The organism is Psychrobacter sp. UBA3480, from assembly GCF_002377945.1.
GTDB lineage: Bacteria > Pseudomonadota > Gammaproteobacteria > Pseudomonadales > Moraxellaceae > Psychrobacter.
In genome coordinates this window covers 492741-505966 of sequence record NZ_DFQV01000020.1, presented here as the reverse complement: position 1 = coordinate 505966, position 13226 = coordinate 492741, and the positions used below count along the sequence as shown (strand labels likewise).

Genomic DNA, 13226 nt, shown 5'->3' with positions numbered 1-13226 from the left:
CCGTTACAACAAGCCGATTGGGCTAATACCACTGTCTAAAACCTATAGCCAAGCACATTAACTCTTATGCGCAGACATAAAAGAGTATTCTAGCAGTTTTCCACTGCAAAGTAAGGCGATTTTGTTAGAAGAGATGTGACTTGCAGATGAAATGAGAAGCTAAACAAGGATAACGCAACAATCGTTACACTTGTTGAACTTCGTTTCTTTATATAGATACCATTATAGTTACTATGACTTCTTAGAAAGAAAAGCAAATAAATGACTAGGGTAAATTGGTTTTAGACATATCTACGTCTGTCGTTTCGCTGCCAGTTTGGCACAAATACTTATACATCCATGGCGATCTGCCATAAAAAGCACCATTTATTTGAGTTTGCTCTATCAGGTACTCACGAAATCTCAAATAAAATTCATTATCTGGGCCCTTAGGCTGCTGCCAAAAATCATCAAGCGGCTTTTGATCTGTTAGCTTAGGAATATCATAAATTGCACGACCCATAACCTTAGTGGGTTTCTTATGATAAACCGACTGCAAGCCTGTCGTACTGTTAATAGTCACCATGCCAATACTATATTTCATCAAAGTTGGCAGGTGCATATCACAGCCATAGAAAACACGATGAGATACTTGATAGCGCTCTGCTAGGCTGGCTACCAGCTCCCGATAGTCTCTATGACCACGATCTAATGGATGATGCTTAAACACGAGTAACTGTTTTTGCTTAGCAAAATTTGCAAAGCTTGCGATAGACTCGTCAATGAACTGTACCACATCACGATAATCACTATGATGGGTAATCTGTGAGTCATTATGTACTTGTAAACTAATCAAAAAGTAATTGTTACTTTCTTGTTTGGTCAGTCTATTTTGCAGATGTTTGTCTGGTAAATATCCTCGTAGCTTCCGCCACGGTGCTTTTAACCAAGCGATGGCCTCTTGCCAAGCAGTCATACCACGATAATGCGAATAATGTGGATAACGACTTTTATAAAGCCAAGCAATGATGTAATAGACGATGGCCGCGATACTTAAGCGATAAAATCGATTATGTGTGTATAAAGGCTGATCATTGGCTTTCTTAAGTGCTTTAATCTCAGCAGTGTTTAGGCGTGAATAGCCGTTAATCCCATGTTCTTGCAAGGTAATATAATCAGGACGCAAGTACCCTTCTTCAAAGACAAAGAATGAAATACCTAACTTTTCACTGATACACGCTGCTTGAGTATGATGCGGTCGACAATCGCCAAAACATACAATCGCATCAATGGCATTTTCTTTAATGAACGCCTGCAACCAAGAAGAAAATTTCGCTAATGTATTGGTATATTCATAGGTATTGTCGTGATGGTAAAAAAAGGCATCGCCTGCATTAAAATTGATTTTGCTTACTTTAATGTCTTGAGTTTGCAAGAATGACGAAAAGCGATTAAAAAACCCACCCATTTTCCCTTGTAGTAGCAAGACGTGTCGATGAGTAAGCAAGTGAGACATCGAAGCTGCCATAATACAGGGCTACCATTAAATGAGAAAATAAGAGATAAAAACAAGAAAGGTCGTGCAACCGTGTGAAAACACATAGCGTAAAAGTGATTATACCGAAAAAGCACCTATTTGTCGCAATGCAATTATACGGTGCTACTCTAATAAATTAACGAGACATTTTACGCAACTTCTGTTGCCACTGGTGACGCTGCTGCATAAAACGTGTGGTCGCGTGACGTCTTAACTTTGTAGATAAAGACGAGGTCACAGTCTTAAATGAACTATCTAAAGTACTAGCCATTTCAGATTGCGATTTTTCACTATTCTCAAGCAGCTGTAAATCTTTAGGAGGATACAAATAATCGATCACCTGCTCTACTTGTGCTAGCCCGTAGCCATCAGGCAAACGGTAAAGCGGGTAGCATATAAGCGCGCCATATATTAGCTGCTCAAGAGTCAAATATATATCTCGTTGACGTCTTTTTAGGTAAGTCGCTTTCGGTAGCGACTGCCCGTCCATATCTGTGGTTAATCCCCAACCTGCATAAAACGGCAATCCATAACAAGTGACGTCCAATCCACGCAGCAACGCTTCAAAACCAGTCAGTGAGCTGATCGTATGAACCTCATCCACCCATTCTAAGCAATCAGGCATCGCAGTATCGTAGGCAACCGCTTGAACCAGTTGTAGATGGGCTTCTGATACTTTACCTGCTCGCAGTCCTGCTTCTACATCAGGATGCGGCTTATAAATCAAATAAGCGTCTGGGTTATCTTGTCGTACACGTTCGATCAAACCACTGTTTGTCTTTATTGTAGAGCCGCAGTACTGTACTGACAAATCGTCCTCTACCTGACCGATAATAAGAACGCGTCGTCTCCCAGATATTTTGGCCTCCTGCATCCACGAGTTATTTTGAATACTAGAAACATCTATACCAACCCCAACATTGTATTTACTTACCCGCTGATTCAGCAGTTTGTCTTGCAGTTTGTTTACGCGAAGACGCTGTTCAGAACTTAATGGCTGACAATTTTGCAGCAATGTTTCTAAGTCTGAAGGCTGGGTCGCATCGTAATAAATACCTTGTTTATCTATGACAACAGACAGTGGCGCCAGTAAAGTAGCACCTAAACCATTTGATCGGATAAAACCATCTTCCATACAATAAATAACTGGCATATCCGAGCTTTGTTCAGCAAGTTTACTCTGTAGCTTCTTCTGTACTTGCTGACGTTTGGCCAAACCCCATACCAGTAAAGGCTGGCTGAAATTGACACGGAAATGGTCTGGATGTAGAAGGTTTTTTAGACGTGGTTTTGGTTTGATAAATAATGTCGTACGCGGTAGGTCTGTGAAAGCTTTTACAAAAGGCAGTTTCCAACGGCTAAACTCATATATCGTCAAATCGCCTTCAAGGCGCGCTTGCCATCGCCGATTGGTCACCAACCACTCAATGGCTGTATCGATATCACAAGCTTGTTTCGTTGCTGGATCTACATAACGACTGTAATCAATATAAGCACTATAAAATAATGTTTCTAACGTCGTTTTAAGCGTTTTATGTGACGTCGCAGGAAACATTGCTAAGTTCGAAAAACTTTTATTGTTGAGGAGTATCTCAGCTGATGCTAAACGACGTTTTTGAACTGATTTAAGTAAGTTTTTAGGTGCGTTAGCATCATCGGTCAGCCCCCACCCACTGTACCAGCTGACCCCGAAGCAATGCACTTTTTTACCTAGCATTAATGCTTCAAAGCCCATATGTGAGCTGACAGTATAGACCTCACTTACTTGTTTAAGCAGCTCAATAGGATTGAGAGACTCTGTCAATAACCTAACGTTTTTAGGCAGCTTTAAGTTGGATAAGTAGCCTGATTTTGACGCAGGATGAGCCTTTATCCAAATATGGGCATTAGGATGGTTGCGACATGCAGATTTTAGCATTTTCTTAAATTGACGTTTATTCACACCAGCGCCTTTAACAGAGGCATCACCCGCTACTTGGTCAATCAACAGGATATGTGATTGTGAAGCGCTTTCTGTTTTGTTAATATTTTCTTCATTAATCAATTTATCCAACGACAGACAATCGATTATGGAATTATATTTACTAAGTTTTTCCTCACATATGCGCGCCATCAGATGACGAGCACGTGCCTCGCCTGCTGCGCGATTACTGCTAGCACTCTTGGTACGCTCAACAATCAACTGCTCGAGGCGTGAGTGGTGCGTCATGTCAAAGTAGATGCCAATGTCATCGACAACCACGCTTAAGCCATGGCGACTACTAATACCTGAATCCAATGAACGCAAAAATCCATCTTCAATACTTAAAGTATTCAGGTCCTGACGGGTGGCAGCTTTATCAGCTCGTTGGAAGCTTTTCTTATGCCCCCATCCAATAAATGCCTCAGGTTGTGGTTTTTTCTTGCGATTTATCAGGCTTTGTTGCAAGCCTGACCACGGATACCAGCGCTGGATATCAGCTTGCAGCACTTGCGAGAGTAGCAAGTTATTGTGACACATACCCTTACCAATCACTGCCAGTTGCTTTGGCGATTGATACTGTGACGAAGGCGAAAGTAGCGCATGATCAGAGGTAGACATAGTAGATACCTTGACTTCATTCGCTACTTCTTTTGCCATATCTTTAATACCTTTATTCGTTAATTTTGGTTAAATCTGTTCAGCCGACATCGTTACATCATGAATAGTTAACCGTTATAGATCTAAAACAACCTTGGCAGCAATTGCTAACTGATAAACAATCTGTGATAGACCGCGCGCAATCTCCACACGCTTAGTTTTAACTTTCGGTAATACCATAATCTCGTCACCCTGCTGGATACGATACGCAGTATTGACCACTTGGCTCGCCCCATTTTGATGAATAATTAAGATATCTTTTGTATCAGCGTTATCAGAGAAACCACCAGAGTTAGCCACATAATCGCCAACGGTATAGTCAGGATTAAAGGTAAGTGCGCCTTGTGCTCGTACTTGACCGTTGACTGTAATGACTGACGTTTGTGCTGGTATCTCAATGATGTCGCCTTGTTGCAGAATGATATCCTGCCACGAATTTGGCACAACGACAATTTGACCGTCAGTCTGAACATTACGCGCTTTGGCAACGAACTGTTTAACCAATGCTGCATCATCTTGACGTAATGCGGCTTCTTCACGAGTCGTCGACTGAGTGGCAAGCGTTAGCTCTTCTAGACGATCGAGCGACTCGTTAATCATGCGTTTTTGTTGCTCAGCAACAGATTCACGATAGATGGTTAGATGCGTCAATTTTGCCAGTGGGCTTGGCTGTAATTGTGGCACGATATCTTTTAGACGCGCGCCATATGGTACAACCATAGCGCCATTACCAGTATGTGCACCTTTTACCTGCACAGCGATGGTACCTGCGTAACGATCTGACGTTACTACCATTTGATCGCCGTTATAGACAGGAACGTTTTGGGCTTCACTTAATGAGTAGTACTCTGCCGTTTGTGCACGTCCTGCACTACGAGTGATACTGACATTAGTAGCATTGGCTGCCGGATTAGACACTTGTAACACATCACCAATAGTCAGATCATTCACGTCAAACTCAAAGGTATATTCGTTTTGAACTTGACCGCTTACCACAAATGTCTTTTTCTGTGGTGCCACGGTAATGACATCACCATCACGGAATGAAAAAGCCTGTAATTTACCTGCTAGCAAAAAGTCATATAAATTAACTTGCTGTAGCATTTGACCATTGCGCTTAATTTGAATATCGATATAACTACCACGCGTTGGGTCAACGCCGCCCGCTCTATCTAAATAAGACAATACCGAGTCTGCTGCTAGACCACCGTAATAGCCTGGCTGCTTAACAAAACCTGTGACGAATACTTTAACTGGCTGCGCCTGCTCTAATGAAGCATAAACCCCTACATTCGAGCGATAGATACGACTGACAGCATTTTTGACCACGTTTTGTAAGCTACCATTTTGCACACCAGAGACACGTACTGGCCCAACGTTCGGTAAGAAAATATTACCCTGTGGATCGACGGTCATGGTAGCCGCATACTGGTAAGCGCCCCACATTCTTACTTGGACGTTATCACCAGGGTTAATCACATAACTGTCATTAAAAGTAGAGCCTGAAGTCGTCGAAAATGCCCCACGGAACAATTGCTCACCGAACATCATATCTTGAGTTTTAATATCTTGATAAGGACGCGTAGTATTGATAACCGACTGGCTTGGTAAGCTTGCTGCGTTAACCGCTTCTTGAGTCGTTGCTTGCCCTGGAACTGCCCCAGCAAATGCTTGGGTAGACACGTTAATATTGCTCTGGTTCTGAGATTGACTCATGTTATTGTTGCTTGTGCCAAAGCCCGAACCTGATATTTGATCTGCATAACTGCTTGCAGCTATTGCAGACATACTAGTCGCCGCCATTGCCAAGCTTGTCGCTATCACGATAGAACGTGGTTTCATATTCATGAGTTATATTCCTTTCCTGATCTATCGATCATTACTGATATCTGGTTTTTCAAGATTAGCTACGGTGATCACGGACAACTGCCATTACTAAACGCACAAATCCGTATAGCATTAAGAGCAACGCAAGCGATGTCCAAATGAGATACGCTTGGCGCGGATATGTTGCATCTTCAGCTTCATAGGGCGTTGAGATCACAATCAAGTTTTTCATTTTCTTGAATGCTTCTAGTCTTGATTTCTCAAGCGATGACAACGACAATTTATACAACTCGGTAGCAAAATCCACATCTGCTTTGATGGTCTCAAACTGTACCGCTTGACGGTTTAATTTGGTTGTATTTGGCGAGGTCAATTTGGTTTGTTCTTGAGTAATTTGTTCTTCAACAGCCTTTATCTGGCTTCTTAGTGAAACCACTTGCGGCGCATCTGGATTTAGATAACTGAGTAACTGACGCTCTTCGGTACGCAACGAGCTTAGTTGCGCTTGCAAGCTGCCAATTAACTGATTGACGATTTGCGCATTGGCTTGTGGGTCATAGATTTCGTTTTCATTCTGATAGTTTAATAGCTGCTCTTTGGCATCGTTTAAACGCTCTTCTGATTCGTCTAACTGAGTTTCTGCAAACGCCAATTGATCACGAGCCACTTCCTGTGAAATGCGGTTCACAAAACGCTCAGATTCTCCTAAGATAGCTTTGTTCAGCTCAAAAGCATACTTTGAGTCAAAGCCTTCTGTTGATACCGAAAGCACATAGCTTTGCTCATCGAGATCAATGTGAACCCGTTTTTTGAAGTATTCAAGCAAATCTTCTTGAGTCGCATCAGGATCGATTTCATAAATAGGATCAGAGCCATCAACATAGTAAGCGTCTCGGAACTTAAACTTACTATCGAGTCGCTTCACCATATCATTCGACAAAATATACTCTGTCAAATAAGTCGCGTCTTCTTTACTAGTACTATTAACGCCCAATAGAGCTGATAGTCCGCCACCAGATGGTACGCTCGAATCACTGACTTGCTTCACTACCACGTCAGCAGTCGAAACGAAACGCGGATGCGCCAATGTCATTACATAGTATATAACGAGCAACCAAGGAAGGATGACCAAGCCAATAAACAGCGAGAAGTTAATTATCTTACTTTTTTGCTTTGTGGATATGCTTTTCATAAACCTCAATCGCTTCTGTTGTATCGTCAAACACGTGTGCTGTTTGATCCATTAGTACAATACCAATATCGCAGTTTCGTTTGATGTCACCAATATTGTGCGACACTATTAAAAATCCTGCTTGTGCGCGGCGGGCCGCTAAAATCTCTTCACTACGCTTACGGAATGCTGCATCACCAACGGCACCTGCTTCATCGAGCATATAGTAATCAAAATCAAAGGCCAAGCTAAGTCCAAATGTTAAGCGAGCTTTCATTCCTGATGAGTAGCTTTTTACCGGCATATCAAAATAACTGCCAATATCAGCAAACTCTTCGACAAAACGAATTTTTTCATCAATATAAGGGCCGCTTGAATATAAGCGGCAAACAAATCGGACGTTTTGACGGCCTGTTAGACTACCTTGGAAACCACCTGCCACCCCAACTGGCCACGAGATGGTCGAGTCGGTAATAATCTCTCCATGATCCGGTTCATCAAGTCCACAGATAATACGTAGTAATGTTGATTTACCAGCACCATTACGACCGAGCAAGCCCACACTTTGTTTATCACCAATAGTCAGATTTAAATCTTTGAACAAGTAATGACGGCCTTTCTTTGTCATAAATGACTTAGAAATATTTTTTATCTCAATCATTTACTTACCTTTCTTAATATTAGCGCTCATAGTTATTGATATTACCTTAACGAGAACGGATCATGTCACGTTCAGCATACTTATAGAGTAAAAGTCCCAAAAAGTTCACAACGAACATCCATTCTAAAAAGTACCAAATATCAATATGATCGGCTGGATAATTCGGCGCGAAGGCGTGTCTAATCAGCTCAATGTTGTGAATAAAAGGGTTATATAGCAGGTAGCTAAAATAAGGTTCAGGGACTATATGTATAGGATACAGAATACCTGAAGTAAAATAAATTATCGTAAATATAACCGAAATAAATTTACTTATTTCTCCACCATAGAAGCCGATGACCATAGATATGAGTGCCACTCCAAAACTAAAAAGAAACATCGTAAACCAGCAAAACAAAACTATTTGTAGACTATCTAAACTAGGATATATACCAAAAAAGGTCAGACTTGCTAACAATATTAAGAAGGTAACGAAATATATAATCAATTCAAGAAAGGAACGTGCGATGATGACATCAATGTGCTTTATCGAACGATACATCAATAAGCCTTGGTTGGCGCTCACCGCCCCAAGTGATCTTATGGCTATTCGTTGAAACATACGAAAAGGCACCATACCTGCTACTAGGAATAAGGAGAAATCCATACCTGGTACTAAGCGTTCGCGTATGGCACTAAACAACACTAAAAGTATTACTATTTGTATCATCACTTCAAGCGGTGCCCAAAGGTAGCCTAAACGATATCCACCAAAGCGAGTCTGTAGCTCGCGCATGATCAGTGCATGAAATGCTGCACCCATGACTTTAAGGCCACTGCGATGCTTAATAGGACGATAAGGAGGTAGTTGGACAGACATGGCGTTACAGGACTTTACCGAAAACAGCCCCTATGATAAGTAAGCGCGACATAAGTTACAAGAATTAATCTGTATATAGACAGATAAACCTATGATTTAGTAAGAAATCTGTAAGTAAATCACACCTAAAATGCTATGTATCAACAGCTTCTAGTTTATAAAACCATTTATTTTGGGCAAAAAAAAACCAATCTCGATAGATTGGTTTTTTCGTACTGCTATATATGGTGGCGATGAAGAGACTTGAACTCTTGACCTCACGATTATGAGTCATGCGCTCTAACCAGCTGAGCTACATCGCCGTTTTAGGCTGCACATTATGCCCAAGCTGTTGACTGCCGTCAACCCCTAATAAGCATTTTTTGCAAAAAAACGAATTTAATTCAGATTAATTGCAACTATTACTACTACAAACAATAAAAAAGGTTTGGTAAACCGATAAGCCGGGTTCTGTCGTGGACGATCATTCCTCTAGGCGTATCATCGCTAATACGCTCAAGCAACCTACCCGCATCGAACGCGGGCCGCGCCATGCCGATGCCTATTTGGTCTTGCTACGCGTGGAGTTTACCATGCCGTGAGATGTTGCCATTCACGCGGTGCGCTCTTACCGCACCCTTTCACCCTTACCGATAATACCCTAAGATACCAAAGGCGGTCTACTCTCTGCTGCACTGGTCGTCAAGTTACCCTGCCCAGCCGTTAGCTGGCACGCTGCCCTATGTAGCCCGGACTTTCCTCCCCTGCTCATCTGTTGCCAGTGTGCAGCGGCGATCGCCTAGTCTACCAAGCGCGCTAGTATAGCAAACTTATAACAGTCTGCGAATGTCTTTTGAATTTATTTTTAAAGACAACATAAATAGGCTAAACAAAATTTTCTGGCAGTGCTTCAATATTACCGACCAGATTATCTTTTAGATATGGTATTTGTAGCCAATGCGCTTCGGGATAATGATTGTCTAAATAGTTTTTTAGAAATTCAATCGTGCTATTTGCGATTTCAGTATCCGTTTGCTCAGCATCATCATGAATATGATTATAAATGACACTATGTACCATTAATCCGCGCGATTTTATGGCTTCTAAACTCAGCAACGTATGATTGATGCTGCCCAATCGCCCAGAGGTGACCAAAATAACTGGATAGCCTTGCTCGGTAATATAATCTAATATCAGTAGATTCTCTGTAATCGGCACAAGTAAACCACCTGCACCTTCTAGTAGTACCGAATCATATTGTGCCTGCAAACGCTTGGTAGCGTTAGTAATCATATCAGGATCAAGTGTCTCTCCTGATAACTTAGTAGCCAGATGAGGAGACGCAGGCTTCTTATAACGATGAGCACAAGTCGTAAAATTGAGGTCACATGGCTGTAAAGAAATGTCCATTAATTGACGATGCGTAATAATGTCATCAGCGATATTCATTTCACCATTATCTGGATTTATCGATACGCCCGTCTGTACTAGCTTTTGAGTGATGACGCTCACACCTTGCTGCATAAGCGCTTTGGCAAGCAGTCCAGTAGCATAGGTTTTACCGATATCGGTATCGATACCAGAGACAAATAAAACACTCATGATTGACCTCGGTCTTCTAAATACGTACGCACTACTTTCAGTAGTGATTGGCATAAAGTAGTCAGTTCATCATCAGTAATCACGTAAGGCGGCATGATATACACCAGCTTGCCAAATGGTCTGACCCAAATACCACTATCAATCAACAAAGATTGAAATACAGGCATATCAACCGCTTCATGCAACTCAATGACGGCGACTGCACCCAAACAGCGCACTTCAGCAACGCCTTCTAATAACTCAGCAAGCGCTAGTTGTTGCTCCATAATGCGTTGCATATTTGCGGTACGCGCTTCAATGTCATAAGACATAATCAAATCAATCGATGCACACGCAACCGCACAAGCCAGTGGATTGCCCATAAAGGTTGGGCCATGCATCAACGCTGGATAGTCACTATTATGGATGGTATCGGCAATTTTTCGGGTACATAACGTTGCGGCAAAAGTCATATAGCCACCCGTCAGCGCCTTGCCAATGGTCATGATATCAGGGCTGATGCCAGCATGTTCACATGCAAACAATTTACCACTGCGCCCAAACCCAGTGGCGATTTCATCCGCAATCAATAGTACATCATGCTCATCGCACAGTTGACGCAGCAATTGCAGATATTCAGGACTATAAAAACGCATCCCGCCTGCGCCCTGAATAATTGGCTCAATGATAAACCCCGCCAGCTGCTCGCCATGCTCTACAAAAAACTGAGTTAATGATTCACGCTCATCTACTGGCAATGCGCGATCAAAGCCAAGTGGCGGCGCAGGAACAAAATGCTGCATCGGTAACTGTTTACCATATAGGCTGTGCATACCATTAATAGGATCACAGACACTCATGGCATGCCACGTGTCTCCGTAATACCCTGAATGGGTTGAGGCAAACTGCTGCTTATTTGGACGCTTAGCAGCTACTTGATATTGCAGCGCCATTTTTAGTGCCACTTCTACCGCGATACTGCCACTGTCCGCATAAAAAATCGCATCAAGTCCAGCAGGTACAATATCGAGTAGCTTTTTGCCCAAATCTATCGCTGGCTGATGAGTCAATCCACCGAACATGACATGCGCCATTTTACCCAATTGCTTAGTTAGTGCTTCATTCAGTTTTGGATGGTTATAACCATGAACGCTCGCCCACCATGACGACATACCATCGATCAGGCGCGTGCCATCTTCGGTGATGATATAAATACCTTCAGCGCGATCGATTACGATATTAGAATAAGTGGGTGGCAGGCTGGCATATGGGTGCCAAAGATGTTGCTGATCGAAGTCGTTTGTGACTTGGATGGATTGCGTGGTTGTTGTTTGCGTGGTTACTTTTTCCATGGTCATCGTATTGTCCCTAAAACGTTGTAAATCCAAACGTCATCAATCGCTTATAAATACTTTATTGACCCGTAATACGTTTGTATTTAGATAGCAGGTCGCTTTCAGTCTCGACATGATTAGGATCGTGAGGAATACAGTCAACTGGACAAATCACAACGCATTGGGGTTCATCAAAATGTCCAACACATTCTGTACATAGATCAGGGTCGATGACATAGATATCATCCCCTTCCGAGATAGCTTCATTGGGGCAAGCGGGCTCGCACACATCACAGTTGATGCACTCATCAGTGATTAATAGTGCCATGAACTGTTCCTTATATTTTTGCTTATATCAGTCATATATGGCTGCTCTTTGCTATTTTAGCAAGTGCTAGCAGCATATCTTTGATGCAGTACCTTTTATTTACTATTTAATTTTTTGTCGAATGCTTGCAAAACACAGGGTGGAACGAATTTATTGACGTCACCGCCAAGCTTGGCAATTTCGCGAATCATGGTAGATGAGATAAATGAGTAATTTTGAGATGGGGTCAAAAACACCGCCTCAAAGTTTTCATCAAGCTCACGATTCATATTGGCTAGCTGGAATTCGTACTCAAAATCTGACATTGCACGTAAGCCACGCAAAACTGCCGTGGCGTTTTTTTCACGCATAAAGTCAACAAGCAGCCCTTCAAAACCAATTACAGATACTTGCGGTAAATCTGCAAATACGGTTTCGACCAAAGCAACGCGCTCTTCAAAATTGAACAAGGGTTTTTTATGATGGCCTGAGGCAACCGCGATAACGACCTCATCAAATAGCTTGACGGCGCGTGTGACCAAATCTACATGACCATTGGTAATAGGATCAAAGGTACCAGGGTATAGGATTTTGGTATGTAGCTTTGAGGAGTTGGGAGAAATAGAGTGGCTCATAGCATGACTGATATAATCGGTGATATTAGGCCATATGCTAGCAAATTTTGCTCAAACTTAATACTTATCTGCTACATTTGTCCTAACAGCTGATTTACCTTTTCATCAGAGGCTTTGATACAATAGGCAGTTCGACTCATCCATCTCATAATCGAAATAAAAAACAAGACCAGTTATTGGATTAGGATGAGGAATTAGTGGGACTGATTAAATAAGGAGCCTGCGTTTTAGGTCATCCTTATGGAGAAATTATGTCAAAAAAATCAAAAAAGCCAGATAATCAGATTTGTGCCAATAAAAAGGCGCGTCATGAGTATTTTATCGAAGAAACCTTTGAGGCAGGACTGGCATTACAAGGTTGGGAAGTAAAAGCCATTCGCGCAGGAAAAATGACGATTACTGAAGCGTACGTCATATTCCGCAATAACGAAGCTTTCTTGTTTGGTGCGCACATTCAGCCATTACTATCGAGCTCAACGCACGTTAGTCCAGACAGTATTCGTACCCGTAAACTGCTGCTGAACCGTCGTGAGATCGAAAAACTATCTGGGGCAATCAATCAGAAAGGCTATGCTTGTGTACCGCTGTCTTGCTACTGGAAAAACTCATTGGTGAAATGCCAAATTGGCCTAGCCTTGGGTAAAAAGCAGCATGACAAACGTAAAACGCTAAAAGATCGTGACTGGGAACGTGATAAGCAACGCGGTTTCAAACAGCATTTAGATTAAGCGTTATT

General features: G+C 42.1%; 11 protein-coding genes, 1 tRNA gene and 1 other RNA gene. 1 reads left to right on the top strand and 12 read right to left on the bottom strand.

Annotation, left to right across the window (positions count from 1 at the left end; translation table 11 throughout):
- Positions 1 to 265 precede the first annotated feature (265 nt).
- The 12 genes from B2863_RS09415 to coaD form a co-directional block, all read right to left on the bottom strand.
- Entirely contained in the window at positions 266 to 1507 is a 1242-nt protein-coding gene (locus tag B2863_RS09415) for a capsule biosynthesis protein (protein ID WP_296209675.1), read from the bottom strand.
- A 145-nt stretch (positions 1508 to 1652) separates the two neighbouring features.
- The gene (locus B2863_RS09410; RefSeq protein WP_296209672.1) at positions 1653 to 4136 is read right to left on the bottom strand and encodes a capsular polysaccharide biosynthesis protein; all 2484 of its coding nucleotides are present in this window, start codon (positions 4134 to 4136) and stop codon (positions 1653 to 1655) included.
- A gap of 75 nt (positions 4137 to 4211) precedes the next feature.
- Positions 4212 to 5984, bottom strand: a complete 1773-nt coding sequence (locus B2863_RS09405) for a polysaccharide biosynthesis/export family protein (RefSeq protein ID WP_296209668.1) — start codon at positions 5982 to 5984, stop codon at positions 4212 to 4214.
- Positions 5985 to 6039: 55 nt separating this feature from the next.
- On the bottom strand, positions 6040 to 7155 hold the full coding sequence (locus B2863_RS09400; RefSeq protein ID WP_102094583.1) for a capsule biosynthesis protein: 1116 nt from the start codon (positions 7153 to 7155) through the stop codon (positions 6040 to 6042).
- Positions 7124 to 7795 (bottom strand): ABC transporter ATP-binding protein, encoded by a 672-nt coding sequence (locus B2863_RS09395; protein WP_101204273.1) that lies wholly within the window; start codon positions 7793 to 7795, stop codon positions 7124 to 7126. The genes B2863_RS09400 and B2863_RS09395 overlap by 32 nt, the downstream gene beginning before the upstream one ends.
- Positions 7796 to 7841: 46 nt before the next feature.
- On the bottom strand, positions 7842 to 8654 hold the full coding sequence (locus B2863_RS09390; RefSeq protein ID WP_296209662.1) for an ABC transporter permease: 813 nt from the start codon (positions 8652 to 8654) through the stop codon (positions 7842 to 7844).
- Between the two features lie 225 nt (positions 8655 to 8879).
- Positions 8880 to 8956 (bottom strand) — tRNA-Met (locus B2863_RS09385).
- A gap of 121 nt (positions 8957 to 9077) precedes the next feature.
- Positions 9078 to 9444: RNase P RNA component class A (gene rnpB, locus B2863_RS09380), an RNA gene on the bottom strand.
- Between the two features lie 74 nt (positions 9445 to 9518).
- Positions 9519 to 10235: a dethiobiotin synthase gene (bioD, locus tag B2863_RS09375; protein ID WP_349678897.1), complete on the bottom strand. Its 717-nt coding sequence runs from the start codon at positions 10233 to 10235 to the stop codon at positions 9519 to 9521.
- The gene (gene bioA / locus B2863_RS09370; protein ID WP_296209660.1) at positions 10232 to 11572 is read right to left on the bottom strand and encodes an adenosylmethionine--8-amino-7-oxononanoate transaminase; all 1341 of its coding nucleotides are present in this window, start codon (positions 11570 to 11572) and stop codon (positions 10232 to 10234) included. The genes bioD and bioA overlap by 4 nt, the downstream gene beginning before the upstream one ends.
- Before the next feature lie 55 nt (positions 11573 to 11627).
- Entirely contained in the window at positions 11628 to 11876 is a 249-nt protein-coding gene (locus tag B2863_RS09365; RefSeq protein ID WP_021814308.1) for a YfhL family 4Fe-4S dicluster ferredoxin, read from the bottom strand.
- A gap of 95 nt (positions 11877 to 11971) precedes the next feature.
- Positions 11972 to 12490, bottom strand: a complete 519-nt coding sequence (gene coaD / locus B2863_RS09360) for a pantetheine-phosphate adenylyltransferase (RefSeq protein WP_102094580.1) — start codon at positions 12488 to 12490, stop codon at positions 11972 to 11974.
- 251 nt (positions 12491 to 12741) lie between these two features.
- Here coaD and smpB point away from each other — a divergent pair, with 251 nt between their 5' ends.
- A complete protein-coding gene (gene smpB / locus B2863_RS09355) occupies positions 12742 to 13218 on the top strand; it encodes an SsrA-binding protein SmpB (protein ID WP_057758370.1) in 477 nt (158 codons plus the stop codon).
- Positions 13219 to 13226 lie beyond the last annotated feature (8 nt).

Coding starts and splice junctions, on each gene's coding strand:
- B2863_RS09400 (WP_102094583.1), bottom strand. CDS start 7,155: ATGAAAAGCATATCCACAAAGCAAAAAAGTAAGATAATTAACTTCTCG.
- B2863_RS09395 (WP_101204273.1), bottom strand. CDS start 7,795: ATGATTGAGATAAAAAATATTTCTAAGTCATTTATGACAAAGAAAGGC.
- B2863_RS09410 (WP_296209672.1), bottom strand. CDS start 4,136: ATGGCAAAAGAAGTAGCGAATGAAGTCAAGGTATCTACTATGTCTACC.
- B2863_RS09415 (WP_296209675.1), bottom strand. CDS start 1,507: ATGGCAGCTTCGATGTCTCACTTGCTTACTCATCGACACGTCTTGCTA.
- B2863_RS09365 (WP_021814308.1), bottom strand. CDS start 11,876: ATGGCACTATTAATCACTGATGAGTGCATCAACTGTGATGTGTGCGAG.
- B2863_RS09405 (WP_296209668.1), bottom strand. CDS start 5,984: ATGAATATGAAACCACGTTCTATCGTGATAGCGACAAGCTTGGCAATG.
- smpB (WP_057758370.1), top strand. CDS start 12,742: ATGTCAAAAAAATCAAAAAAGCCAGATAATCAGATTTGTGCCAATAAA.
- coaD (WP_102094580.1), bottom strand. CDS start 12,490: ATGAGCCACTCTATTTCTCCCAACTCCTCAAAGCTACATACCAAAATC.
- bioD (WP_349678897.1), bottom strand. CDS start 10,235: ATGAGTGTTTTATTTGTCTCTGGTATCGATACCGATATCGGTAAAACC.
- B2863_RS09390 (WP_296209662.1), bottom strand. CDS start 8,654: ATGTCTGTCCAACTACCTCCTTATCGTCCTATTAAGCATCGCAGTGGC.
- bioA (WP_296209660.1), bottom strand. CDS start 11,572: ATGACCATGGAAAAAGTAACCACGCAAACAACAACCACGCAATCCATC.